At 41.7% G+C, this 24,966-nt stretch carries 22 protein-coding genes; 21 read left to right on the forward strand and 1 reads right to left on the reverse strand.

The window, feature by feature from the left end; all coding sequences use genetic code 11:
• Window positions 1-4: 4 nt before the first annotated feature.
• The 16 genes from truB (at window position 5) to ACQKIC_RS10350 (ending at window position 18,485) form a co-directional block, all read left to right on the forward strand.
• The gene (truB, locus tag ACQKIC_RS10275) at window positions 5-925 is read left to right on the forward strand and encodes a tRNA pseudouridine(55) synthase TruB (RefSeq protein WP_427591135.1); all 921 of its coding nucleotides are present in this window, start codon (window positions 5-7) and stop codon (window positions 923-925) included.
• Between the two features lie 34 nt (window positions 926-959).
• A complete protein-coding gene (gene ribF, locus ACQKIC_RS10280) occupies window positions 960-1,910 on the forward strand; it encodes a bifunctional riboflavin kinase/FAD synthetase (protein ID WP_427591136.1) in 951 nt (316 codons plus the stop codon).
• Window positions 1,911-2,069: 159 nt separating this feature from the next.
• Complete coding sequence (gene rpsO / locus ACQKIC_RS10285) at window positions 2,070-2,339, forward strand: 30S ribosomal protein S15 (protein ID WP_402868411.1); 270 nt, start codon at window positions 2,070-2,072, stop codon at window positions 2,337-2,339.
• 323 nt (window positions 2,340-2,662) lie between these two features.
• Window positions 2,663-4,780 (forward strand): polyribonucleotide nucleotidyltransferase, encoded by a 2,118-nt coding sequence (gene pnp / locus ACQKIC_RS10290; RefSeq protein ID WP_402868413.1) that lies wholly within the window; start codon window positions 2,663-2,665, stop codon window positions 4,778-4,780.
• Window positions 4,781-4,938: 158 nt separating this feature from the next.
• Window positions 4,939-5,898, forward strand: coding sequence for a polysaccharide deacetylase family protein (locus tag ACQKIC_RS10295; RefSeq protein ID WP_402868415.1), 960 nt, complete (start codon window positions 4,939-4,941; stop codon window positions 5,896-5,898).
• 46 nt (window positions 5,899-5,944) lie between these two features.
• A complete protein-coding gene (locus tag ACQKIC_RS10300) occupies window positions 5,945-7,171 on the forward strand; it encodes a M16 family metallopeptidase (RefSeq protein WP_427591137.1) in 1,227 nt (408 codons plus the stop codon).
• 139 nt (window positions 7,172-7,310) lie between these two features.
• The gene (locus ACQKIC_RS10305) at window positions 7,311-7,589 is read left to right on the forward strand and encodes a YlmC/YmxH family sporulation protein (RefSeq protein WP_402868419.1); all 279 of its coding nucleotides are present in this window, start codon (window positions 7,311-7,313) and stop codon (window positions 7,587-7,589) included.
• Between the two features lie 195 nt (window positions 7,590-7,784).
• Window positions 7,785-8,687: a dipicolinic acid synthetase subunit A gene (dpaA, locus tag ACQKIC_RS10310; protein ID WP_402956345.1), complete on the forward strand. Its 903-nt coding sequence runs from the start codon at window positions 7,785-7,787 to the stop codon at window positions 8,685-8,687.
• Window positions 8,684-9,286 carry a dipicolinate synthase subunit B gene (locus ACQKIC_RS10315; protein ID WP_402956346.1) on the forward strand — a complete coding sequence of 201 codons (603 nt, stop codon included), beginning with the start codon at window positions 8,684-8,686 and terminating at the stop codon, window positions 9,284-9,286. The genes dpaA and ACQKIC_RS10315 overlap by 4 nt, the downstream gene beginning before the upstream one ends.
• Before the next feature lie 224 nt (window positions 9,287-9,510).
• Complete coding sequence (gene asd / locus ACQKIC_RS10320) at window positions 9,511-10,566, forward strand: aspartate-semialdehyde dehydrogenase (protein ID WP_402868424.1); 1,056 nt, start codon at window positions 9,511-9,513, stop codon at window positions 10,564-10,566.
• A 94-nt stretch (window positions 10,567-10,660) separates the two neighbouring features.
• On the forward strand, window positions 10,661-11,887 hold the full coding sequence (dapG, locus tag ACQKIC_RS10325; RefSeq protein ID WP_402868426.1) for an aspartate kinase: 1,227 nt from the start codon (window positions 10,661-10,663) through the stop codon (window positions 11,885-11,887).
• A 36-nt stretch (window positions 11,888-11,923) separates the two neighbouring features.
• Window positions 11,924-12,793: a 4-hydroxy-tetrahydrodipicolinate synthase gene (gene dapA, locus ACQKIC_RS10330; protein ID WP_427591158.1), complete on the forward strand. Its 870-nt coding sequence runs from the start codon at window positions 11,924-11,926 to the stop codon at window positions 12,791-12,793.
• 296 nt (window positions 12,794-13,089) lie between these two features.
• Window positions 13,090-14,760, forward strand: a complete 1,671-nt coding sequence (locus tag ACQKIC_RS10335) for a ribonuclease J (protein ID WP_427591138.1) — start codon at window positions 13,090-13,092, stop codon at window positions 14,758-14,760.
• A gap of 273 nt (window positions 14,761-15,033) precedes the next feature.
• Window positions 15,034-15,711 carry a ClpP family protease gene (locus ACQKIC_RS10340; protein ID WP_427591159.1) on the forward strand — a complete coding sequence of 226 codons (678 nt, stop codon included), beginning with the start codon at window positions 15,034-15,036 and terminating at the stop codon, window positions 15,709-15,711.
• Window positions 15,708-15,935 carry a YlzJ-like family protein gene (locus ACQKIC_RS10345; protein WP_402868431.1) on the forward strand — a complete coding sequence of 76 codons (228 nt, stop codon included), beginning with the start codon at window positions 15,708-15,710 and terminating at the stop codon, window positions 15,933-15,935. The genes ACQKIC_RS10340 and ACQKIC_RS10345 overlap by 4 nt, the downstream gene beginning before the upstream one ends.
• A gap of 216 nt (window positions 15,936-16,151) precedes the next feature.
• Window positions 16,152-18,485: a DNA translocase FtsK gene (locus ACQKIC_RS10350; RefSeq protein WP_427591160.1), complete on the forward strand. Its 2,334-nt coding sequence runs from the start codon at window positions 16,152-16,154 to the stop codon at window positions 18,483-18,485.
• Between the two features lie 35 nt (window positions 18,486-18,520).
• Here ACQKIC_RS10350 and ACQKIC_RS10355 read toward each other — a convergent pair whose 3' ends face one another.
• Window positions 18,521-18,820 carry a DUF6509 family protein gene (locus tag ACQKIC_RS10355; RefSeq protein ID WP_402868433.1) on the reverse strand — a complete coding sequence of 100 codons (300 nt, stop codon included), beginning with the start codon at window positions 18,818-18,820 and terminating at the stop codon, window positions 18,521-18,523.
• A 313-nt stretch (window positions 18,821-19,133) separates the two neighbouring features.
• Between ACQKIC_RS10355 and ACQKIC_RS10360 the strand changes: the two genes are divergently transcribed.
• The 5 genes from ACQKIC_RS10360 (at window position 19,134) to ACQKIC_RS10380 (ending at window position 24,857) form a co-directional block, all read left to right on the forward strand.
• Window positions 19,134-19,859: a GntR family transcriptional regulator gene (locus ACQKIC_RS10360; protein WP_402868435.1), complete on the forward strand. Its 726-nt coding sequence runs from the start codon at window positions 19,134-19,136 to the stop codon at window positions 19,857-19,859.
• A 153-nt stretch (window positions 19,860-20,012) separates the two neighbouring features.
• The gene (locus tag ACQKIC_RS10365; RefSeq protein WP_402868437.1) at window positions 20,013-21,110 is read left to right on the forward strand and encodes a BMP family lipoprotein; all 1,098 of its coding nucleotides are present in this window, start codon (window positions 20,013-20,015) and stop codon (window positions 21,108-21,110) included.
• A 188-nt stretch (window positions 21,111-21,298) separates the two neighbouring features.
• Window positions 21,299-22,834, forward strand: a complete 1,536-nt coding sequence (locus ACQKIC_RS10370) for an ABC transporter ATP-binding protein (RefSeq protein ID WP_402987964.1) — start codon at window positions 21,299-21,301, stop codon at window positions 22,832-22,834.
• A complete protein-coding gene (locus tag ACQKIC_RS10375; RefSeq protein WP_402987972.1) occupies window positions 22,827-23,897 on the forward strand; it encodes an ABC transporter permease in 1,071 nt (356 codons plus the stop codon). The genes ACQKIC_RS10370 and ACQKIC_RS10375 overlap by 8 nt, the downstream gene beginning before the upstream one ends.
• Window positions 23,898-24,857, forward strand: a complete 960-nt coding sequence (locus ACQKIC_RS10380; protein ID WP_402987978.1) for an ABC transporter permease — start codon at window positions 23,898-23,900, stop codon at window positions 24,855-24,857.
• Window positions 24,858-24,966 lie beyond the last annotated feature (109 nt).

The raw sequence follows: 24,966 nt of genomic DNA on the forward strand, positions 1-24,966 counted from the left end.
AGGAATGGACGGCATACTCCCATTATGGAAACCAAAGGGAATGACATCCCATGATTGTGTTTTTAAATTAAGGAAGATTTTAAAAACGAAAAAAGTCGGACATACGGGCACTTTAGATCCTGAAGTCACCGGTGTTTTACCGATATGTATCGGCAGGGCAACGAAAATTGCCGAATACTTAACAGAAGCAGGTAAAGCGTATGAAGGGGAAGTGACGCTTGGTTTTTCAACGGCTACCGAAGATGCGACTGGAGAAAAGGTGGCGGAACAAAAGGTAACCGAAACATTTCAACGTTCACAAATCCTTGAGGTATTGAAATCCCTAACAGGAACAATTGAACAAACTCCACCAATGTTCTCAGCTGTCAAGGTAAATGGCAAAAAGCTATATGAATATGCTCGGGCTGGGATAGAAGTGGAACGTCCAACACGGGAAGTAACTATTCATGATATTACTTTACTGGATGACCGTTCAGAATTCAAAGGTGAAACCATTTCCTTCCGGTTTCGTGTCAAGTGTAGCAAAGGAACCTATATTCGGACATTAGCGGTGATGATGGGCGAAAGATTGGGATACCCGGCACATATGTCGGACTTGGTCCGGATTGAAGCGGCTGGCTTTACGCTTGAGGATTGTTTCACGTTCGCTGAGGTGGAAGAATTCATGGAATCAGAAAAGACAGGAGATTTTCTGTTGCCATTAGAACGTGGATTGTTACATTTGCCGAAATTCCAGATTAATGATAAAGTAGCAAAGAAAGTACTTAACGGTGCGGTATTGGAACAAACGGAGGATGTTGTTTTTGAAAAGGGGCAACCATTTGTCATGATGGATCCCACTGATAAGGCGATTGCCATTTATCAAATACATCCCACAAAAGAAGGGTTAATTAAACCTGTCAAAGTTTTCGCACAAGAATCATAGACCGTTTTTGCCGTCGGAAAGAGGAGATTGAAAGGTGAAAGTGATTGCATTAGAGCATCCTCATCAATTTAAACCGGATGACTTCCCTGAGCTTGTCATGGCACTTGGTTTTTTTGATGGCATCCATAAAGGACATCAAACTGTCATCCAAACCGCTAAGCAAAAGGCTCATGAAATGAATCTTATGTCAGCAGTCATGACATTTGATCCACATCCTTCCGCTGTATTAGGGAAGAAAGTGGGAAACATCCGTTATATTACACCACTGGAAGATAAGATAAAAATCATAGAAACGATGGAAATCGATTACCTATTTGTCGTCAACTTCAGTAAGGAATTCGCTTCGATGCTACCTGAGGAGTTCGTGGATGATTACATAGTGGGTCTGAATGTCCGTCACGTTGTAGCAGGTTTTGATTATTCATATGGCCGCTATGGCAATGGATCCATGGATGACCTACCTATCTATGCTAAGGGGAGATTTGGTCAAACCGTCGTTGCAAAGCAGACATTCGAGGACGGAAAGGTAAGTTCCACAAGAATCAGGGAGACGCTCAGCAATGGTGATTTTTCTGACTTCTATCATTTAGCGGGTCGTCGCTATGTAACAAAGGGACATGTAGTCCATGGAGAAAAGCGGGGGAGAAAGTTAGGATTCCCGACCGCGAATATTGAAGTGAGTGATGATTACATATTCCCCGCACCTGGCGTATATGCAGTCAGGATTAAAATAAGTGGATCCTGGTATGATGGGGTGTGCAATGTAGGGTATAAGCCGACATTCCATGAAGAAAAACCCGAATATCCTAGCGTAGAAGTTCATGCATTAGGTTTTACAGGAGATATCTATGGAGAACAGGTGTCAGTCGAGTGGCATATTAGGTTGAGAAGCGAGCGCAAATTCTCGGGACTTGAAGAGTTAGTCAACCAGATTGAAATTGACAAGCAAAATACGCAAGCATATTTTGCCGAATTGAACGGGTAACATTGTAAGAAACCAAAAGGATAGAAGACAAGGCTTGCAATTTTGACGGAAAACATGTATTCTATTGTATGTATGAAAATAACCATTGCTTGGCTAGTCGAGACTCCGACGCTGGCTCGGTAATAGGTGATTTTACAGAATTTTAGGAGGAATAATAACATGGCTATTACACAAGAACGCAAAAACGAACTTATCGCTGAGTTCAGAACTCACGATACTGACACTGGATCTCCAGAAGTTCAAATCGCAGTACTAACAGAAGAAATCAACAACTTGAACGGTCACTTACGCACACACAAAAAAGATCACCATTCTCGTCGCGGTCTTCTTAAAATGGTAGGTAAACGTCGTAATCTTTTAACTTACCTACGTAATAAAGACGTTACTCGTTACCGTACACTAATTAACACATTAGGTCTACGTAGATAATTTTTTCAAAAAAAGCGGGAAATTTCCCGCTTTTTTGATGTTATTCAAATGATTTGGACGCTATCAATTTTTAGGCTAAGCCATCGTCCTTTGGACTCGGCAGCCGCCGAGTTTTTTTCTACTCATAAATGATTAAGATATATACATAATTGAATGAATAAATATTTAGTCATATTACTGTTAACACTTGTTTTTTTCGTGCATAATAGTGATAGTTTGGTTATAACTTGAGTTCAATTACTTTCACATATAATGATTTATTTTAATAAAGGTTTAGGTAAACTAAGCCTCTAATAGCGAAGATTCAGAGAGGGGTTTAATAAATGGGACAGGGAAAACATACGTATTCATTTGACTGGGCCGGCCGTAATGTAACGGTAGAAATCGGTCAGTTGGCCAAACAAGCGAACGGAGCCGTTTTAGTCCGTTATGGCGAAACAGCTGTCTTAAGTACAGCAACTGCTTCTAAAGAACCTAGAAACGTCGACTTCTTCCCGTTGACAGTCAACTACGAAGAAAGACTGTATGCAGTCGGTAAAATTCCAGGGGGCTTCATTAAACGTGAGGGTAGACCGAGCGAAAGAGCTATTTTGGCAAGCCGTCTAATTGACCGTCCAATTCGCCCACTATTTGCGGATGGTTTCAGGAACGACGTTCAAATCATCAGCATGGTCATGAGTGTTGATCAAGATTGTTCTACAGAAATGGCAGCAATGCTAGGTTCTTCCCTTGCACTTTCAGTTTCTGACATTCCGTTTGAAGGACCAATCGCGGGCGTAGTAGTAGGAAGAATCAATAATGAATTCATCATAAACCCTACTGTTGACCAACTTGCGAAAAGTGATATCAACTTAACGGTTGCTGGAACAAAGGACGCTATCAACATGGTTGAAGCTGGAGCGAATGAAGTGCCTGAAGAAACAATGCTTGAAGCCATCATGTTTGGACATGATGAAATCAAGAAGGTCATTGCATTCCAAGAAAAAATCGTTGCTGAAATTGGCAAGGAAAAGCTACAAATCACTTTGTATAAAGTGGATGAAGAACTTGAAGCAGAAGTGAAAGGCCTATGTGAGGCGGAACTTAACAAAGCTGTACAAGTTCAGGAAAAACATGCACGTGAAGCCGCCATCAAAGAGGTTAAAGATGATGTGTTGGCTAAATACGAAGAAGAAACTGATGAAGAAAAACTAAAACAAATTAAAGAAATTTTAAATAAACTGGTTAAATCAGAAGTCCGCCGTTTAATCACGGAAGAAAAAGTACGTCCGGATGGCCGTAATCCTGATGAAATCAGACCATTGTCATCTGAAGTTACGATTTTACCACGTACCCACGGCTCTGGATTGTTCACACGCGGACAAACACAAGCACTATCCATTTGTACACTGGGAGCACTAGGAGATGTACAAATTTTGGACGGGCTTGGAACAGAAGAGTCAAAACGCTTTATGCATCATTATAACTTCCCACATTTCAGTGTTGGGGAAACAGGTCCGATCCGCGGGGCAGGACGTCGTGAAATCGGTCACGGTGCACTTGGTGAAAGAGCATTAGAACCAGTCATTCCAAATGATAAAGACTTCCCTTATACAATCAGACTTGTATCTGAAGTACTTGAATCTAATGGATCAACATCTCAAGCAAGTATCTGTGCTAGTACGCTAGCTATGATGGACGCGGGTGTTCCATTGAAAGCACCGGTTGCAGGTATCGCAATGGGTCTTGTAAAAACAGGTGAGCATTATACGATCCTGACTGATATTCAAGGCATGGAAGATCACCTTGGCGATATGGACTTTAAAGTGGCTGGAACATCTAAAGGTGTTACCGCTCTTCAAATGGATATCAAAATTGATGGTCTTTCAAGAGAAATTCTTGAAGAAGCATTGCTTCAAGCTAAAAAAGGCCGCATGCATATCTTGGAATCGATGATTGCTACAATCAATCAACCGCGTGAAAAATTGTCCAAATATGCGCCTAAAATCGTTACAATGACCATTAATCCGGACAAAATCCGCGATGTTATCGGACCTAGTGGTAAACATATCAATAAAATCATTGAAGAGACCGGCGTGAAAATCGATATCGAACAAGATGGTACGGTATTCATTTCTTCAACGGACGAACCGATGATCGAAAAAGCTAAAAAAATCATTGAAGACATCGTTCGTGAAGTCGTTGTGGGCGAACTATACTTAGGTAAAGTTAAACGCATTGAAAAATTCGGTTGCTTCGTGGAGATTTTCAATGGTAAAGATGGTTTGGTCCATATTTCGGAATTGGCTGAAGAAAGAGTCGGCAAAGTGGAAGATGTCGTTTCACTTGGCGATGAGCTATTAGTAAAGGTCACTGAGATTGACAAACAAGGTAGGGTTAACCTTTCTCGTAAAGCTGTACTTAAAGAACAAAAAGAAGCAGCTAATCCTTCTCAATCATAAGAAAAAAGAATATACGGCATGCGGTTCTCTTTATGAACCTGCATGCTTTTTTTGTTTGAAAAGGCCCCCTTATTTATAAGCATTTCAGCAATTGAAAGTTGTCATGTTCTACCTTGTCCATTTTCTTCATACATTTCTGTATGAAGGGGGCGTAAAAAATGAATAATAAATGGAAGCAGATAGTTGCGATAAGTGCCATTGCAGGTATATCATGGTTATTAGTGCAAAATCCATATACACAAGTTTATTTGACCCAGTTAACGAATCAATCAGTGGCTACCATGAAGCAGGAAGATGAACTGCTTACCGAGATAAAAGGATCAGCCCAAAAATATGAGATTGCACCCCAAGATGCACGAATAGATTCGGTTTGGAAGACCGTTCCTGGGTATAATGGCCTTACGGTCAATATCCAGGCTTCGTATAAAGCAATGAAGAAGGAGGATAAATTCGATAAGGATAAGCTTGTGTATGAACAAGTTCCCCCAAAAGTCCATTTAAAAGATCTTGAGCCTGCACCCATTTACCGGGCACATCCGGAAAAGCAGGTTGTATCATTTTTAATCAATGTGGCTTGGGGAAATGAATACCTACAAGATATGTTGGCTGTGTTGAAGAAGCATAATGTAAAGGCGACGTTTTTTCTAGAAGGGAAATGGACGAAAAATAATCCGGAATTCGCAAAAATGATTGTGGATGGTGGTCATGAAATAGGCAATCATTCATACTCGCATCCTAATATGCAAACCATTTCCTCACAGGCAACACGGGAGGAAATCACCAAGACGAATGAAGTGGTGGAAGCTGTGACGGGCGTGAAGATGAATTGGTTCGCCCCTCCAAGTGGGAGTTATCGAGACGAAACGGTCAAAATTGCGAGTTCTTTAGGAATGGGGACCGTGATGTGGAGTGTGGATACGATTGACTGGCAAAAACCCAGCCCCGAGGTCCTTCAACAAAGGGTCCTTTCTAAAGTTCACCCTGGAGCTTTTATTTTAATGCATCCGACAGAATCTACAGCCAAATCCTTGGAGACGTTAATTATTAATATAGAAAAGAAAGACCTGGAAGTTGTTAAGGTTTCGGAAGCAGTTAGTGAGGAACGTTTGAATCCGTAAGGCTTTGGTTACGATAGCAGCATAGAATGATTGGGAGGAATGTTAGTTGATTAAGAAATACACGTGTCAAAATGGAGTAAGAATAGTATTGGAAAATATTCCAACAGTGCGTTCAGCGGCAATTGGAGTTTGGATCAAGACCGGTTCGCGGAATGAAACACCGGAACTGAATGGTGTATCCCATTTTCTTGAGCATATGTTTTTCAAAGGGACGACAACGAGGAACGCGCGTGAAATCGCCGAGTCGTTTGACAGCATTGGCGGCCAAGTGAATGCATTTACTTCAAAAGAGTATACATGCTACTATGCTAAAGTAATGGATAACCATGCAAGCTATGCTCTTGAAATTCTTGCTGATATGTTCTTCAACTCTACATTTGATGAGGAAGAATTGAAAAAAGAAAAAAATGTTGTCTATGAAGAAATCAAAATGTATGAAGATACACCCGATGATATCGTCCATGACCTTTTGAGCAAGGCTGTCTATGAAAATCATCCTCTTGGCTATCCAATCCTTGGTACGGAAAGTACGTTGGAAACATTCAATAGTGAAACACTTAAGAAATATGTTCATGATATGTATACGCCTGATAAAGTCGTCATCTCGATTGCTGGAAATGTGGACGAGAAGTTGATTCAGGAAGTGGAAAGTTACTTTGGTTCCTATCAAGGTGGGGAAGAGCGTCTTGAATTGGTGAAGCCTTCATTCCATGAAAATAGAATCACTCGTAAAAAAGAGACTGAACAAGCACACCTATGCCTCGGTTTCAAAGGTTTGGAAATCGGAAATGATAAAACCTATAGTCTAGTCACATTGAATAATATCCTTGGAGGTAGCATGAGTAGCCGTCTATTCCAAGAGGTCCGTGAGCAACGTGGGCTGGCCTACTCGGTATATTCTTACCATTCAAGCTACCAGGATACGGGTTTAGTGACCATTTATGGTGGGACAGGCACAAGCCAGCTTGACAGCTTGTATGATACGATCCAGGAGACGCTTGCTACGCTGAAAAGAGACGGAATCACAGAAAAAGAATTGCGAAATAGTAAGGAACAGCTAAAAGGTAGCTTAATGCTAAGCCTTGAGAGCACAAACAGCCGAATGAGCCGTAATGGCAAAAATGAGCTAATGCTAGGTGAGCATCGTTCACTGGATGATATCATCGTCAAGATTGATGAAGTTACGGAAGATAGTGTCAATGAACTAGCAAACCGTATCTTCACAGAACACTCTTTATCGTTGGTGAGCCCTTTGGGAAATTGGGATAAATAAATATCTACGACCTGTTCTTCTGTTTAGGAGAGCAGGTTTTTTTTGGAAGGAAGGGGACGACTATTTTTATAAATGCCTTCTAAGTTCTCTTGATTTCGGATATAGATGGAATTAAGGAGAAAAAAAGGGGGATACGGATTTGAGGCTGAGTGAATTAAGTGGAAAAGAGATAGTCGATGTGAACAGGGCAGAACGATTAGGTGTCCTGGGACAAACGGATTTGGAATTTGACGAAACGGGACAAATTACCACTTTGGTCATTCCTTCAGTAAAATGGTTTGGGCTTTTCAGAAATGGAAGTGAAATCAGGGTACCATGGAATCACATTAAAAAAGTGGGAACGGATATGCTCATTATCGATTTTAGGGAAGAACTTGAAGCTCATTCGGTGGAAGACGGAGAACATATGGATGGATAGGAATGAAAATGAGAAAAGACTAATGAGCGCCTTAGCTGGTAATAGCTATAGGCGTTTTTACTTTTCTAATCACCGTTCTTTATTTCAGTACATAAGATGGATGGAGACTGAATGAATATCGGATAACAAAACGCCTTCAAGAGTTGATCTTGGGCGAGGAGTGGGTTGGATTTTTAAAAAGAAGGTGACGATTTAATGCTCACAGACATGCAAATCGCTGTAATCGGTGGGGATGCGCGTCAGCTTGAAGTTGTTCGTAAACTGACTGAGCTAGATGCGAAGCTGTTTTTAGTAGGGTTTGAACAGCTTGACCATGCGTTTACAGGTGCGGTTAAGGAGAAATTAGAAGATATAAATTTTACGGAACTGGATGCAGTTATCTTGCCTGTGCGAGGGACGGATTCAACCGGTAAAGTGGAAACCATCTTCTCCAGTGAAGATGTTTTCTTGACCGAGTCCATGATAAATGACACGCCAAAGGATTGTGTATTTTATTCAGGAATCAGTAATGATTACCTCGATCGATTATTCAAGGAAGCAGATCGTAAACTCGTACTCTTATTTGAACGAGACGATGTAGCGATATACAATTCGATTCCCACCGTAGAGGGCGCAATCATGATGGCTATTCAACACACGGATTTTACCATCCATGGATCGGATGTTGCCGTTCTAGGCCTAGGAAGGGTTGGGATGAGTGTGGCACGATCATTTCAAGCACTTGGAGCCAAAGTGAAGGTAGGGGCGAGGAAAAGCGAAGATATTGCGAGAATTACTGAAATGGCGATAATCCCTTTTCATCTAAATGATCTTGCGTCCGAAATGAAAAATGTTGATATTTGCATTAATACCATCCCTTTTCCCATCATTACAGCAGACGTTCTTGCAAACATGCCCGTTCATACTTTGATTATTGACCTTGCTTCAAAGCCTGGGGGGACGGATTTTCGTTTTGCGGAAAAAAGGGGAATTAAAGCGTTATTGGCGCCAAGCCTACCGGGGATAGTGGCCCCGAAAACTGCCGGTCAAATTTTGGCGAATGCACTTGGGGTCTTGATCCAAGGGGAATTCTTGAAAAGAAAGGGGAAAAAATTATGAGTCTGAAAGGTAAACGGATCGGTTTTGGATTGACAGGATCGCATTGCACATACGATAGTGTGTTTCCCGAGATAGAAAAACTTATAAATGAAGGGGCAGAAGTCATTCCGATTGTGACATCCACTGTTCAAAATACGGAAACACGCTTTGGAAATGGGGAGGACTGGGTTGCACGTATAGAAAAATTGACGGGAAATGAAGCCGTTGATACAATCGTCAAAGCAGAGCCATTAGGACCTAAATTGCCGCTAGACTGCATGGTCATTGCTCCGTTGACCGGGAATTCGATGAGTAAGATGGCAAATGCCCTTACAGATTCGCCTGTACTTATGGCTGCAAAAGCGACGATGAGAAATCACCGTCCAGTTGTGGTTGCGATTTCAACCAACGATGCCCTTGGTTTGAATGGTGTAAATTTAATGAGGCTGATGGCTGCAAAGGATATTTATTTTGTTCCATACGGCCAAGATAATCCGGTAGGCAAACCGAGCTCGATGGTGGCGAGAATGAGTTTGATTCGGGATACCATCGTGGCGGCAATAGAAGGAGAACAAATACAGCCAGTGATTATTGAAAGGTTCAAAGATGATGTAATCTAATTGTCGTTCCATAATGCCTAAATCCAGGAAATGTCATTTGTTCATGCTTTGCAACCAGTTGGAATTATCGTTAAGAACCAAAAACAATCTATACTACCAGAATATTTTGTTAAAGTGCGTTCTTTCGAATGTTAATGTGTTAAAATATATGATATTCTGAGCAAGTAGAAATAATTAGACAAATTATAAACCAACTTTTAGAGATAGAAAAGGAGTATGGACAAATGACCGGGACACAGGGATTGCATATTGCAGTAGTAGGAGCGACTGGAGCAGTAGGACAACAAATGATTTCAACACTTGAACAACGGGATTTACCGATTAAGAAAATCATCTTTTTATCATCGGCTCGTTCTGCAGGGACTAAATTGTCATTTAAAGGCGAAGAAATCGAAGTTCAGGAAGCAAAACCTGAAAGCTTTGAAGGCATAGATATCGCTCTTTTCAGTGCAGGAGGAAGTGTGTCTAAGGAATTGGCTCCTGAAGCAGTAAAAAGAGGAGCGATAGTAGTAGATAATACAAGCGCGTTCCGCATGGATGAAAATGTTCCGCTTGTTGTACCGGAAGTAAATGAAGAGGACTTGAAACAGCATAACGGGATCATTGCCAACCCGAATTGCTCAACAATCCAGATGGTTGTTGCATTGGAACCAATCCGTCAAGAGTTTGGTTTATCAAAGGTAGTCGTTTCAACATACCAGGCAGTATCTGGAGCTGGAGTCGCTGCGATAAACGAACTAAAGGATCAGGCTCGTGATCTTCTGGATGAAAAAGAAATCGAACCAAAAATCTTGCCGGTAAAAGGGGATGCCAAGCATTATCAAATTGCTTTCAATGTCATTCCACAAATCGATAGGTTCCAAGATAATGGATTCACGTTTGAAGAAATGAAAATGATTAATGAAACAAAGAAAATCATGCATATGGAAGAGCTACCTGTAGCGGCAACTTGCGTAAGGCTTCCTGTTGTAACGGGGCATTCGGAATCCGTATACATCGAAGTCGAAAAAGAAGGCATTTCTGCGTCTGAGATCAAGAATTTGATGAAAACGGCACCGGGAGTCGTATTAGAAGATGAGCCAGAACAACAGGTTTATCCAACGCCTGCATCATCTGTCGGCAAGAATGACGTATTCGTTGGCCGGATCCGTAAAGATTTAGATGAAGATAAAGGCTTCCATTTATGGATAGTTTCCGATAATCTATTAAAAGGGGCAGCATGGAATTCTGTCCAAATAGCTGAAAGCCTTTTAAAATTAGGGTTAGTGACAGTTAAGTAAGGTAAAAACTCAAGCAGCTAAGACTTGTCAACATGATAGAGAGTTAGGTCAGCTTCCTTAACGGGGGAGCTGGCTTATATTTGGGGTGAGAATAGTGAAAATAATCGTCCAGAAATTCGGTGGGACATCAGTCCGGGACGAAGAGAGCCGGGCCCATGCCAAGAATCATATCGAAAGGGCAATTAAAGAAGGCTACAAAGTGGTGGTCGTTGTTTCTGCCATGGGTAGGAAGGGCGATCCATATGCGACGGATACGTTACTTTCTTTAGTGAATGGTTCCAACGCCCGCCTCTCCAAGCGGGAACAGGATTTACTAATGTCGGTAGGGGAAACGATCTCTTCTGTCGTATTTACGAATATGTTATTGGAACATGGAATCGAGGCTACTGCATACACAGGTGCTCAAGCAGGGTTCCAGACGAATTATGAATTTTCGAGTGCGAAAATCATTGAAATGAAATGTGACCGTCTTCTGAAAGAACTTGAATTGAAGGATGTCGTCGTGGTCGCAGGCTTCCAAGGGGCCGCTAAAAATGGGGACATGACAACTATTGGACGAGGTGGAAGTGACACTTCGGCTGCTGCATTGGGGGCGGCTTTACAGGCTGACCGCGTTGATATTTTCACGGACGTCGAAGGTATCATGACCGCTGATCCACGGATTGCAGAGCATGCACGCCCATTATCGATCGTTTCTTATACTGAGGTATGCAATATGGCATATCAAGGTGCTAAAGTCATCCATCCCCGCGCGGTCGAAATTGCTATGCAGGCAAAAGTACCAATCCGGATTCGTTCGACATACAGTGAAGGGTTGGGAACTCTGGTTACCAGTGTCAATAAAGGAAGCCAAGGTAGTGATATCAGGGAAAGACTCGTTACAGGAATCGCTCATGTTTCGAAAATCACCCAAATTAAGGTGAATGCAAAAAAAGGACAATATAATTTACAGGCAGAAGTGTTTAAAGCAATGGCAAATGCATCTATTTCCGTAGACTTTATCAATATTTCTCCGCATGGTGTCGTGTATACGGTCACGGAAGAGATGACCGAACTTGCACTTTCCATTCTTACAGGAATGGGACATGAGCCTCTCGTTGAGCGGAATTGTGCGAAGGTATCAGTCGTGGGCGCAGGCATCAACGGAGTACCTGGGGTTGCATCAAAAATTGTCACAGCATTATCGGAAAATGAAATCTCGATTCTACAATCCGCGGATAGCCATACGACTATATGGGTTCTAGTGAAGGAAGAAGATTTAATCAAGGCTGTAAATTCACTTCATGATGCATTCCATTTACATGAAATAGAAGCAGAATAATCTATATAGAGGTTTTAAAAATTAAAGAGGTGTTAAATAATGATATTTGGTAGAGTATCAACCGCAATGGTCACCCCTTTCGATAGCAAGGGAAACGTTGATTTTCAAAAAACAACTAAATTAGTCAATTACTTATTATCGAACGGAACGGATTCGCTTGTACTTGCGGGTACAACTGGGGAATCACCGACATTATCCTCGGAAGAGAAGATAGCCTTGCTTCGCCATGTCACCAAGGTTGTAGAAAAACGGGTGCCAATCATCATGGGAACTGGGAGCAATAACACATATGCTTCCATTGAGCTGACTAAAAAAGCAGAAAAGAATGGCGCCGACGCAATCATGTTGGTGGCTCCTTATTATAGTAAAACGAATCAGGAAGGCCTATACCAACATTTTAAAGCGATTGCCGAAAGTACGATATTGCCGGTCATGGTTTATAACATTCCGGGACGTGCTTCGGTCAATATTGAACCGGAGACCATTATTCGCCTTGCGGAAATACCGAATATCGTGGCTGTGAAAGAGGCGAGCGGCGATTTAAACGCCATGACCCAAATTATTGCCGAAACGGATGAAGATTTCGCTTTATATAGTGGCGATGATGCTTTAACCCTTCCTGTACTAGCAATCGGTGGGGTTGGGGTCGTATCGGTTGCTTCCCATGTAGCCGGGAATGAAATGCAGAAAATTGTTGAAGCTTTCGTCACTGGGAACTTATCGGAAGCGGCGAGACTTCATCAGGAGCTACTCCCGCTCATAAAAGGCTTATTTGCAGCACCAAGCCCTGCGCCTGTTAAAACGGCTCTTCAAATTCGTGGCATAGATGTAGGCTCAGTCAGGTTACCAATTGTACCATTGACTGAAAAAGAGCGCTTAACGCTCATATCCGTCTTAAATAAATAAAAATAATCACCAAACAAGCTGATCGTTTAATGATTGGCTTGTTTTTACATAGAGAATGATTAGTTTTGGGATTCCCGTATTATTTTCTTTCCAGTTATAGGATAAAGGCTTATACTTCTAATAGTCTTTTCTTTAAAAAAGACAAAAATTGAGAAGTGGGACCTATACATATACGCATGGCCAAGTAGAGGAAAAAATCTTTCTAAAAATGGTATGTGTTGTCATGTTTTTTGAACTTGAGTTATAATGAAATCATTGGAACTTATGAACGGCTATTTTTTAAGGAGGATATTCGATTGGGTAAAGATAAAAATAATGGAATTAAAGTGATTTCTCTTGGGGGACAAGGGGAACTTGGTAAAAATATGTATGTAGTTGAGGTGAACGATGACCTTTATCTTTTGGATGCAGGTTTGATGTTGCCGGAAGAAGAAATGCTTGGCATCGATGCTGTCATACCTGATATTTCTTATTTGATGGATAACAAAGAACGGATTCAGGGGATTTTTATAACGCATGGTCATGAAGATCATATGGGAGCCCTAGCTTATGTATTGAAGTATTTACCTGTTCCTGTTTATGGGACAAAGTTAACACTAGCGCTGATTAAGACTAAGTTGAAGGAAGATGGCTTTAATGGCCGGGCAATTTTTACTGAGATTGACTCTGATTCCCTTTTGAGTTTCCCAGAGGCTGCTGTTTCCTTTTTCCGTACGAACCATAGTATCCCTGATTCTGTGGGAGTGGTCATCCATACTCGTGAAGGGGCCATCGTCTACACCGGTGATTTCAAGTTTGATCAAGCTGCGACCGAACTGTATAAACCGGAAATAGGCAAAATGGCAAGTATAGGAGAAGAAGGGGTCCTGTGTCTCCTATCTGATAGCACAGGGGCGGAGAAACCAGGCTATACACCATCCGAAGCGGTAGTGGCCAAGGATATTACCGAAGCTTTCCGTTCCACAACCGGAAGAATTATCGTTGCCTGCTTTGCTTCGAACGTAAATCGAATTCAGCATGTTTTCAATGCGGCTGCAGCGAATAAAAGGAAAGTGGCCGTTGTTGGAAAAAGTCTGAAGCGGGTATATGAAACAGCCTTAAATCTAGGTTACTTAAAAGTGGAAGAAGATTTAATCATTCCGGTCAGTGAAATCAGCCAATACGAAGACCGTGAAATTGTGGTGCTATCAACGGGTCATCAAGGGGAGCCGATAGCGGCACTTCAAAAAATGGCGAAGCAGACTCATAAGCAAGTTACGATTAAGAAAGGGGATACGGTCTTGATCAGTGCGTCCCCACTACAGGGTGGAGAACTCATTCTATCAAAAACCGTCGACTTACTTTACCGGGTGGGTGCGGAAGTCGTTTCTTCTAATAAATATAAGGTCCATGTTACGGGCCATGGTAGTCAGGAAGAATTGAAAATGATGATCAACCTGATGAACCCTAAGTTTTTCATACCGGTACATGGGGAATACCGTCACCTTTATTCTCACCAAAAAGTAGGTATCTCTGCCGGAATCAAGCCGGAAAACATCATGATTGCTGAAAAAGGTGACGTCATTGAAATGAATGGTGATAAGATTGCCCTTTCAGGCAAGGTAACTGCTGGAAATATTTTAATTGATGGCAGTGGTGTTGGTGATGTCGGGAATATCGTACTCCGTGATCGCCGTCTGTTATCACAAGATGGTATATTGATTGTTGTTGTCACGTTGAATCGACAAGATAAGAGCATTGCTGCAGGTCCGGAAATCATCTCCCGTGGATTCGTATATGTACGTGAATCAGAAAAAATGATGACGGAAGCAACAGCCATTGTCAATGAGATAGTGAAGAAAAACGGTTCTCGTCAGCCTTTCGATTGGTCCACGCTGAAACAGGAAATGCGTGATGCGCTAAACCAATTCTTCTATGAAAAAACAAAGCGTCGCCCGATGATATTACCCATCATCATGGAATATTAATAAAGAAGGGATTTTCATACCCCTTTTTCAAATAAGTGAAAATGCAAAAGGCAGCAACGTTCATACAACGTTTCTGCCTTTTTGTATTCCTTTCGATTTCGATTTTTATAAGGGGCAAGGCTTTTTCTCATGCAGGCTATCTGACTGGAAGAATGAAGTTTAAGACTCGAGACATAATAAGGGCATAGGCTTTTGAGAAAGGGGTTGCCATAAGTGGATACACCATTACCAAATGAAAATGAAGGACGGCAGGAAGGTAAAAATTCAACTTTAATTGAGAAGATTCAGCAGTTGGGAACAACAAGTGTCCCACAATTATCGAAAGACTCAAAAATCCATTGTTTGACGATCATTGGTCAAATTGAAGGTCACATGCAACTTCCTCCACAAAATAAAACGACAAAGTATGAGCATGTTATTCCTCAAATTGTTGCGATTGAACAAAATCCTAATATTGAGGGGTTACTTGTCATTTTAAATACCGTCGGAGGAGACGTGGAAGCGGGACTAGCCATTGCCGAGATGTTAGCTTCCTTGTCTAAGCCGTCCGTCTCCATCGTTTTAGGCGGCGGACATTCCATTGGGGTGCCGATTGCCGTATCTTGTGATCATTCCTTTATAGCAGAGACGGCGACCATGACGATCCATCCTATTAGGTTGACAGGTATGGTCATTGGAGTACCGCAAACATTTGAATACTTAGATAAAATGCAGGAACGGGTCATAAAGTTTGTCACACGGCATTCCAATGTTACCGAAGACAGTTTTAAAGATCTAATGTTCGCTAAAGGAAATTTAACGAGGGATATAGGCACGAATGTAATCGGGGTGGAAGCGGTCGATGTAGGAATGATTGATGGTGTCGGAGGAGTAGGGCAGGCGATGAGGAAACTGAATGAATTCATGGAGGAAAGAAGTACAAATAAAGGAGAAGAGGGGCTACTGCAATGACACTTTATACGATCGTTCCAGAAGAAATCATCTTCCCTCATCCCCATGAGAAAATTGCACAAATGATTGAAATGAAGGTGAATGGGGTTCATGTTATGGTGGAACATGAAGGAGGAAGTTCGTTTCGCATTGATCGGATCGTGAGTACGAATCCTGAGGATTACATGAAGACCAATGTACAGCCTGGTGAAGTCGTCAATGTATTCGAACCGTTGAGAAATTAGAAAAAAGGACCAACGGAGAGAAATTATGATATACTAATGAAAAAATTAGCAGCCCTTTGGCTGCTTTATTCATTGGTTTGATTTTTCCATGTTAGATAAGACACGATCAAGGGACAACATGATATTTTTTTGATATAATCGATGAACGAACGTTTGTTTCCTATTGAGTTGTACCATACGAATGGAAAGAAGTTTCAAGAAGAATCAGGTGATTTTATGGTGAAGAAGAAAAAAAGGACAAAGAAAAGTTCAGAAAAATTAAAGATTACGCTTAAATATGAATTGATTGGTCTGATCATAATAAGTCTGGCCGTCATTGCCATTGCAAAACTAGGGGCAGTGGGAAATGGTACCGTCCTTTTAGTCCGTTTCTTTATGGGGGAATGGTATATCCTATTTTTATTAGGGGCAATAGCGGCGGGCTTTTATTTAATGATTAAAAGAGAAGTTCCATATTTATTGAAACGGCAGTTAATTGGCTTGTATTTCATTGTTGCGAGCATGCTACTGCTTAGTCATGTCACCCTCTTTAATTTATTGGCCGAAGGTGGTCCTTTCGCAAAGCCAAGTGTCATTTCGAATACTTGGGAATTGTTCTGGATGGAAGTGACTGGAAATGCTAGCACAAAAGATCTTGGAGGTGGGATGGTTGGAGCTGTTTTATTCGCTGCTTCTTATTTCTTGTTCGATGAAGCGGGTTCAAAAATCGTATCCATCGTCCTAATAATCATCGGGATTGTATTACTGACTGGGAAAACACTAGGCGATACTCTTGGTAAATTTGCCTTTGCCCTTGGTAGCTTTGTTAAAAGGCAATGGACCGCGTTTAGTGATGACATGAAAACATGGAATAACGATAAGAAACAGAAGAAAAAAGATCCGGTCAAAAAGAAAAAACGTGAAAAAGAACCAGTGGAAGAAGAGGTTCATGCCACACAGCAGGAAGAAGAGACACAACAAGTGGCGACAGAACGTATTATTTCAAGCTTTGCAGATAAAGCATACGGTGATGATGAAAAGGATGAACAACCGTCTGCTGAAACGCTACCTTCGGCTGAAGAAGAAGAACATGACGATCCTGTTCCTGCCATCAATTTTACGGAAGTAGAAAATAAAGAATATGCTCTACCGCCACTTTCCTTGTTATCGCAACCGAAAAAAACGGATCAAAGTGGAGAGTATCAATTAATTCATGAAAATGCGGCAAAACTTGAACGTACTTTTCAGAGCTTTGGGGTCAAAGCAAGAGTCACTCAAGTTTATTTGGGACCGGCTGTAACTAAATATGAAGTGCACCCGGATGTAGGGGTGAAAGTCAGTAAAATAGTGAGCCTTTCCGATGACCTGGCACTGGCACTTGCAGCTAAAGATATCCGGATGGAAGCACCGATTCCAGGTAAATCGGCGATTGGCATTGAGGTGCCGAATTCTGAGGTGGCAATGGTTTCCCTTAGAGAAGTATTGGATGCAAAAGAAGTGGACAAGCCGGATGCCAAGCTGCAAATTGGTCTAGGCCGAAATATTTCCGGTGAAGCGGTTAAGGCGGAACTTAATAAAATGCCCCATTTACTGGTAGCGGGGGCTACAGGCAGTGGTAAATCCGTCTGTATCAACGGCATTATCACAAGTATCTTGATGCGGGCAAAACCTCATGAAGTGAAGATGATGATGATTGATCCGAAAATGGTGGAACTCAATGTGTATAATGGAATTCCGCATTTACTGGCACCAGTCGTGACTAATCCGAAAAAAGCGGCCCAAGCTTTGCAAAAAGTGGTCAGTGAAATGGAACGACGCTACGAGCTCTTTTCACATACGGGTACGCGTAATATAGAAGGCTATAACGATTACGTTAACCGTTTTAACAGTGAGGAAGATTCCAAACAACCGTTGTTACCCTATATAGTAGTGATAGTCGATGAGCTGGCTGATTTGATGATGGTGGCTTCAAATGACGTGGAGGATGCTATCACACGTCTTGCACAGATGGCAAGGGCAGCGGGCATCCACTTAATCATAGCCACTCAGCGACCGTCTGTAGATGTTATTACGGGGGTCATCAAGGCCAACATCCCATCCAGGATTGCTTTTAGTGTCTCCTCCTCAACGGATTCTAGAACCATACTCGATATGGGAGGTGCGGAGAAACTGTTAGGCCGTGGAGATATGCTATTTTTACCTGTTGGATCTTCAAAACCAATTCGCGTCCAAGGGGCTTTCTTATCTGATCATGAAGTTGAAGAAGTGGTCACTTACGTCATTTCCCAACAGAAAGCCCAGTACAACGAAGAAATGATACCGGATGAGATACCGGAGACGTCAAGCGGTGAAGTCGAAGATAGCTTATATGGGGAAGCGGTGGCTTTAATTACCGAAATGCAGACAGCTTCTGTCTCTATGCTTCAGCGCCGTTTCAGGATTGGCTATACACGGGCTGCAAGGTTAATCGATGAAATGGAAGCAAGGGGAATCGTCGGTCCATATGAAGGAAGTAAACCACGTAATGTGTTAATTTCCAAAGATGATCATGATGAAGCACATTTATCTTAGGTATAAAAAAATACCGGGCAGCTGCCCGGTATTTTTTAATTTACTGTCGCTTCGTCTAGATGCTCTAGGCAGAAGGCAGTAATCATGGCTACTTCTTCATCTTCTAACTCGAAATCAAACAGTTGATCGCTGCCTTTTTCTAGAATGTCATATTTAACAAGTCTGCCATTCTGTTCTTCGACAACAAATAAAACCCGGATATATAAACCGTTCTCTGAAAAGAGTTCGTCCTCTTCCGGAACTTCAATATCTAAAAAGTATTCAAAGCGGTCTCCGGATAAGATTCCGAATGGGTCGGTCAATTTTTCTACGGTATATTCTGTAATGTTTAACATAATTCGATCATCCCTTCAAAGAAGATAAGTTCTATTATACAGCAAAACGGATTCTTGGAAAGAAAGCAGTGTCATTTTCGCAATAAGAATTTTACCCATGACCAATAGTTGGATTAGGGCAAATAATCGTAAGATTTGCAACGTTTTTACTACGTGGAAGAAAATAGGGGGGTATATTCTACTAAATTCTTTTCAGTTAATTAGTAAAACTCTATTTATTTATAGTTGAAAAAATGTTATATTATTTTCGATTAGTAGGAATGATTCAACATCAGATGTCTGATGTCTTAAGAAACAAGCTGGGGGAAACTGTATGTCTATTAAATCAGATAGTCGACATTTATATTTGCAGGTCATTGATTACCTGAAGCAAGATATTGAATCAGGAGTTTACAAGGAAAATGAAAAATTTCCTTCTGAATTCGATCTTGCAAAAAAGCTAGGAGTGAGTAGAGCGACGCTTCGTGAAGCACTGCGAATTTTAGAAGAAGAAAATATCATCATTCGCCGCCATGGAGTCGGAACCTTTGTCAATCCTAAGCCACGGTTCACTTCAGGTATCGAGCAACTAAAAAGTGTCACGGATATGATTGAGGAGGCAGGGATGAAGCCGGGGACGTTTTTCTTAAGTTCGACGACTCAAGAACCAACAGAAGAGGATATCCGCAGGTTTTCATGTACACCGGATGAACGCATCGTGATTATTGAACGTGTAAGAACAGCGAATGGTGAGCCTGTCATCTACTGTATCGATAAAATTCCTGAATCTATTCTCTCGGTGAATTTCGACCGTAATGATGAGTCTCTTTTTGATATATTGGAAAGGGACGCTGATAGGAAAATCACCCATGCCGTAGCTGAAATAGAGCCTATCGGATACCATGAGAAGGTTTCTCCTATCCTTAAATGTACGCCTGAAGCTGCCTTGCTCGTTCTAAAGCAGATGCATCTGGATGACTGGGACCAGCCTATCTTGTATTCTGTTAACTACTTTAAAGCCAATATGTTCAGTTTTCATGTCCTTCGGAAACGGGTGTAGGCATAGTCCCTTACATAAGGATGAATGCAAACGTTTGTTTCCACTATGGCGCACCGTTAACCGTTTCGTTTTTTTGCGGACCATTGAAAACGCAAACATGAATGACTTTTCAGAACATTCCTGCTCAAACCATCAATCTTAGGAGGAAAAAAAATGAAAAAGCGTAAATTGGGTTTAGCTCTTTCGCTTGTTCTTGCTGCTGGTACATTATTGGGGGCTTGTGGTAATTCAGAGGACGATGATAAAGAATCTTCTACTGGGAAAGACAAGAAAGATAATTTCACAGTAGCGATGGTGACCGATACGGGTGGAGTTGATGATGAGTCTTTCAACCAATCCGCTTGGGTAGGAATTCAGGACTTCGGGAAAGAAAATAACTTAAAAAAAGGTAAGGATGGATACAATTACCTGCAATCGAAATCGGATGCTGACTATGCAAAGAACTTGAATACGCTTGTCCGTGAAGATTACAGTTTGATTTATGCCATTGGTTTCTTATTAGCAGAGTCAGTTGAAGAAGTAGCTGACCAACGTCCTGATTCACATTTTGCTATCGTTGATACTGTTGTGGATAAACCGAATGTTGCAAGTATTAATTTCAAAGAACAGCAAGGTTCCTTCTTGGTTGGGGTTATAGCTGGACTTCAAACGAAAACGAACAAAGTCGGTTTTATCGGCGGAGTTGAATCCGAATTAATCAAAAAATTCGAAATCGGATTCAAAGCTGGTGTATTGGCAGTAAACCCGAAAGCAAAAGTAGAAGTCAAGTATGCCGGTGATTTCAATAAGGCTGATATCGGTAAATCTACTGCTGGGTCTATGTACTCTTCAGGAGCAGATATCATTTATCATGCTGCTGGCGGTACGGGTAAAGGTGTATTCACTGAAGCAGTGGAACAAAAACAAAAAGATCCTAAGAGAGAAATTTATGTAATTGGTGTGGATAGTGATCAAGTTAAACTGGGAGATGTTCCAGGAACAGATGAAAATGTTACATTAACATCCATGATCAAACGCGTTGATATTGCGGTTAAAGACCTTTCTACAAAAGCGAAGGATGGAAAATTCCCTGGTGGAGAAACCATTGAATATGGTATCGAAGAGAATGGTGTAGGCATTTCAGAATCGAAAGACAATGTTTCTGAAGAATCTTTAAAAGCAGTAGAAGAATGGACTGCGAAAATCAAGTCAGGTGATTTAGTGGTTCCTGGCACGGATGATGAATTCAAAAAATTCCAAGAAGAATTATAATCAGAAAGATCGAGAGGGAGTAGGGAACATTTTCCTATTCCTTCTTTTCCCCAAAAACGCTGGTGGAAAAAAATGAATGAAAGACTATGAAAGATTCATAGTTTCTCATTTGGTTTTTTCTAATAAGGTAGGGATAAGCCAATCTTCTAGTTAAGTTTCATATACACTCATTTAGGGGTTGATTATACGTGGATTATGTAATTGAGATGCTGAACATCCGAAAGGAGTTTCCTGGAATCGTCGCTAATGATAATGTAACCCTTCAAGTGAAAAAAGGGGAGATTCACGCATTATTGGGTGAAAATGGTGCCGGAAAATCGACATTGATGAATGTTCTGTTTGGTCTTTACCAACCAGAACAAGGGGAAATTCGAGTGAATGGAGAGCCCCATAAAATCACAAGTCCGAATATTGCAAATGATTTAGGAATCGGGATGGTGCATCAGCATTTTATGCTTGTTGATCCTTTTACTGTCACTGAAAATATCATTTTGGGAAAAGAACCTTCAAAGGCTGGGAAAATTGATTTAAAAGAGGCGAGTGAAGAAGTTCGGAAACTATCGGAACAATACCAGCTTCGTGTTGACCCTCATGCGAAAATTGCCGACATTTCGATAGGGATGCAACAACGTGTCGAAATTTTGAAAACACTCTACCGTGGGGCAGAGATTCTCATATTCGATGAACCTACGGCCGTATTGACCCCTCAAGAGATTAAAGAGCTGATAACGATTATGAAGGCGCTCGTTAGAGAAGGGAAATCTATCATTTTGATCACCCACAAACTTAAGGAAATCATGGAAGTTTGTGATCGTGTGACAGTCATCCGTAAAGGACAAGGAATCGGGACGGTTACTGTCAGTGAAACAAACCCCAATGAACTAGCTAGTTTAATGGTTGGCCGGGAAGTCCTATTTAAAACGGAAAAAACGGAAGGTACCCCAACGGATGTCGTTTTAGATGTAAAAGGACTTGAAGTGAAGGATGCCAGGGGAGTTTCAGCCGTAAGGAACCTGGATTTAACCGTCCGTGCTGGAGAAATCGTCGGGATCGCAGGAGTGGATGGCAATGGTCAATCCGAACTCATTGAGGCTTTGGCCGGCTTAAGGAAAACGACAGCTGGTAGCATTCAATTGAATGGCAAGGAAATCCGGAATCTAAAACCACGGAAAATTACGGAATCAGGGGTAGGACATATCCCGGAAGACCGTCATAAGCATGGCTTGGTCCTCGATTATAGCATTGGGGAAAACATTGTCCTGCAAACGTATTATCAACAGCCATTTTCCAAAGGTGGAATCTTGAATTCAAGAAAAATATTCGAAAAAGCCCGTTCTTTAATTAAATCTTATGATGTTCGTACACCAAGTGAGTATACACCTGCAAGGGCTCTATCGGGAGGAAACCAGCAGAAAGCAATCATCGGCCGGGAAGTTGATAGAAACCCGGATTTATTGATTGCCGCACAGCCCACTCGAGGACTCGATGTTGGAGCGATTGAATTTATTCATAAACGTTTGATTGAACAACGTGATGCGGGCAAGGCGGTACTTCTCATCTCATTCGAACTGGATGAAATCATGAATGTGAGCGATAGAATTGCTGTTATATACGAGGGAGAAATCGTGGCCATTGTCAATCCTAAAGAAACGACAGAACAGGAACTTGGGCTTCTTATGGCTGGCAGTAAACGGACGGGAGCAGGTGAGAAACAACATGACTAAAGACAAAATCATGAAATTTGTATCTAAATATTTATCCAAATTACTAAACCCGGTGATTGCCGTCATCCTCGGTTTAATTGTAGGGGCTATCATCATGTTGGTCAGTGGATATGATCCAATTGCAGGATATGGTTCCATGCTTGGCGGCATTGTTGGGGATTCTTATTATGTGGGAGAATCAGTCAGGACGATCATCCCTTATATCCTTACCGGTTTGGCGGTCGCTTTTGCTTTTCGTACGGGTCTATTCAATATCGGTGTTGAAGGACAATTAATCGTAGGCTGGCTGGCTGCAGTATGGGTAGGAATTGCTTTTGAACTTCCTGGGATCATTCATTTACCTTTAGCGATTTTAGCAGGGGCCGCTGCAGGAGCTCTGTGGGCCTTTATCCCGGGGTATTTAAAAGCGAAATTTCGTGTACACGAAGTAATCGTTTCTATCATGCTAAATTATACGGCCTTATATGTAACGAACTATTTAATCCGGAACGTATTGACGGACAAGCTAGATAAAACAGAGAGAATTGCTGATTCTGCTTCTCTTCGTTCACCTTTCTTTGAAAGTATGACCGATTATTCCCGGATGCACTGGGGAATTGTCGTAGCCATCATATGTGTGATCATCATGTGGTTCATTTTAGAAAAAACCAAAACCGGTTTTGAATTGAAAGCGGTTGGATTTAATCAGCATGCATCTGAGTACGCAGGGATGAGCGTCAATAAGAACATTATCCTATCCATGGTCATTTCAGGTGCATTCGCTGGTCTTGCTGGAGCGATGGAAGGATTGGGTACATTCGGATATGCTGCCGTAAAAGGCGGATTCACAGGTATGGGATTTGATGGTATCGCAGTCGCGTTACTCGGAGCGAATACGGCCATCGGTGTTGTGTTGGCAGCCTTATTATTCGGTGGACTAAAAGCCGGGGCATTGAACATGCCACTTGAAACAGGCATACCTAGTGAAATTGTAGACATTGTCATTGCATTGATCATCTTCTTCGTAGCATCCAGTTACTTTATTCGTTGGATTGCCAATCGTTTTAAGAAAGGGGTGAAATAAGTGGACTTTTATCAAGTTTTACAAATTATTGTACCATCAATGATCGCTCTAGCTGCTCCGCTTATATTCACGGCACTCGGCGGAGTATTTTCTGAACGGGCTGGCGTCATCAATATTGGGTTAGAAGGATTAATGGTCATTGGTGCTTTCACCGGGATTGTATTTAACTTAACCTTTGCCGAAACATTTGGCGCTTGGACTCCGTGGCTGGCAGTTTTAGCCGCTATGGTTGCCGGATTGTTATTTTCGGTTCTCCATGCCGTTGCGTCGATCACATTCAGGGCGGACCAAACGGTTAGTGGGGTCGCCATCAACTTATTGGCAGTCGGGCTCACGATGTTTTTAGTCAAGCTGATTTATGATAAAGGACAAACAGATCGTATTACGGAAACATTCCCGAGGATTGATGTCCCATTATTAAGCGATATCCCATTCATCGGTCCAATCTTCTTCTCGAATGGATACTATATCGTCTATATCGCTATTTTAATTTCATTTGTCGTATGGTATATCCTTTATAAAACGCCGTTCGGCTTACGAATCCGGGCTGTAGGGGAGCACCCGATGGCCGCTGATACGATGGGTGTCAACGTTACAAAAATTCGGTATGCAGGCGTTCTTCTTTCAGGTGCTTTTGGGGGAATCGGCGGAGCAATATATGCGACCATCTTTTCTAATGAATTCAACCATGCGACCATCAATGGTCAAGGGTTCATGGCTATTGCGGCCATGATATTTGGTAAGTGGCACCCAATCGGGGCTATGGGAGCCGCCTTATTCTTTGGACTGGCTCAAAGCTTGAGTATTGTGGGATCAAGCTTACCATTCTTTAAAGACATACCATCTGTCTATCTATTAATTGCGCCTTATGTTCTAACAATTATCGCATTAACTGGATTCATCGGTCGCGCAGATGCACCTAAGGCATCTGGTCAGCCGTATATCAAAGGAAATAGATAAAAGTTTGACGGTCAGCTATTATAATGCTGACCGTTTTTTTCATGTCAGGGACAGAGTAAAGATAGTTAAGTTGGAACTTTTACAAAAAAAGTACCTCCAACTTGCATGA

It is taken from the genome of Peribacillus sp. NPDC046944, from assembly GCF_050272735.1.
Lineage (GTDB): Bacteria > Bacillota > Bacilli > Bacillales > DSM-1321 > Peribacillus.

Coding starts and splice junctions, on each gene's coding strand:
- dpaA (WP_402956345.1), top strand. CDS start 7,785: ATGCTCACAGACATGCAAATCGCTGTAATCGGTGGGGATGCGCGTCAG.
- truB (WP_427591135.1), top strand. CDS start 5: ATGGACGGCATACTCCCATTATGGAAACCAAAGGGAATGACATCCCAT.
- asd (WP_402868424.1), top strand. CDS start 9,511: ATGACCGGGACACAGGGATTGCATATTGCAGTAGTAGGAGCGACTGGA.
- ACQKIC_RS10315 (WP_402956346.1), top strand. CDS start 8,684: ATGAGTCTGAAAGGTAAACGGATCGGTTTTGGATTGACAGGATCGCAT.
- ACQKIC_RS10295 (WP_402868415.1), top strand. CDS start 4,939: ATGAATAATAAATGGAAGCAGATAGTTGCGATAAGTGCCATTGCAGGT.
- ACQKIC_RS10375 (WP_402987972.1), top strand. CDS start 22,827: ATGACTAAAGACAAAATCATGAAATTTGTATCTAAATATTTATCCAAA.
- ACQKIC_RS10355 (WP_402868433.1), bottom strand. CDS start 18,820: ATGTTAAACATTACAGAATATACCGTAGAAAAATTGACCGACCCATTC.
- ACQKIC_RS10360 (WP_402868435.1), top strand. CDS start 19,134: ATGTCTATTAAATCAGATAGTCGACATTTATATTTGCAGGTCATTGAT.
- rpsO (WP_402868411.1), top strand. CDS start 2,070: ATGGCTATTACACAAGAACGCAAAAACGAACTTATCGCTGAGTTCAGA.
- ACQKIC_RS10350 (WP_427591160.1), top strand. CDS start 16,152: ATGGTGAAGAAGAAAAAAAGGACAAAGAAAAGTTCAGAAAAATTAAAG.
- pnp (WP_402868413.1), top strand. CDS start 2,663: ATGGGACAGGGAAAACATACGTATTCATTTGACTGGGCCGGCCGTAAT.
- ACQKIC_RS10365 (WP_402868437.1), top strand. CDS start 20,013: ATGAAAAAGCGTAAATTGGGTTTAGCTCTTTCGCTTGTTCTTGCTGCT.
- ACQKIC_RS10345 (WP_402868431.1), top strand. CDS start 15,708: ATGACACTTTATACGATCGTTCCAGAAGAAATCATCTTCCCTCATCCC.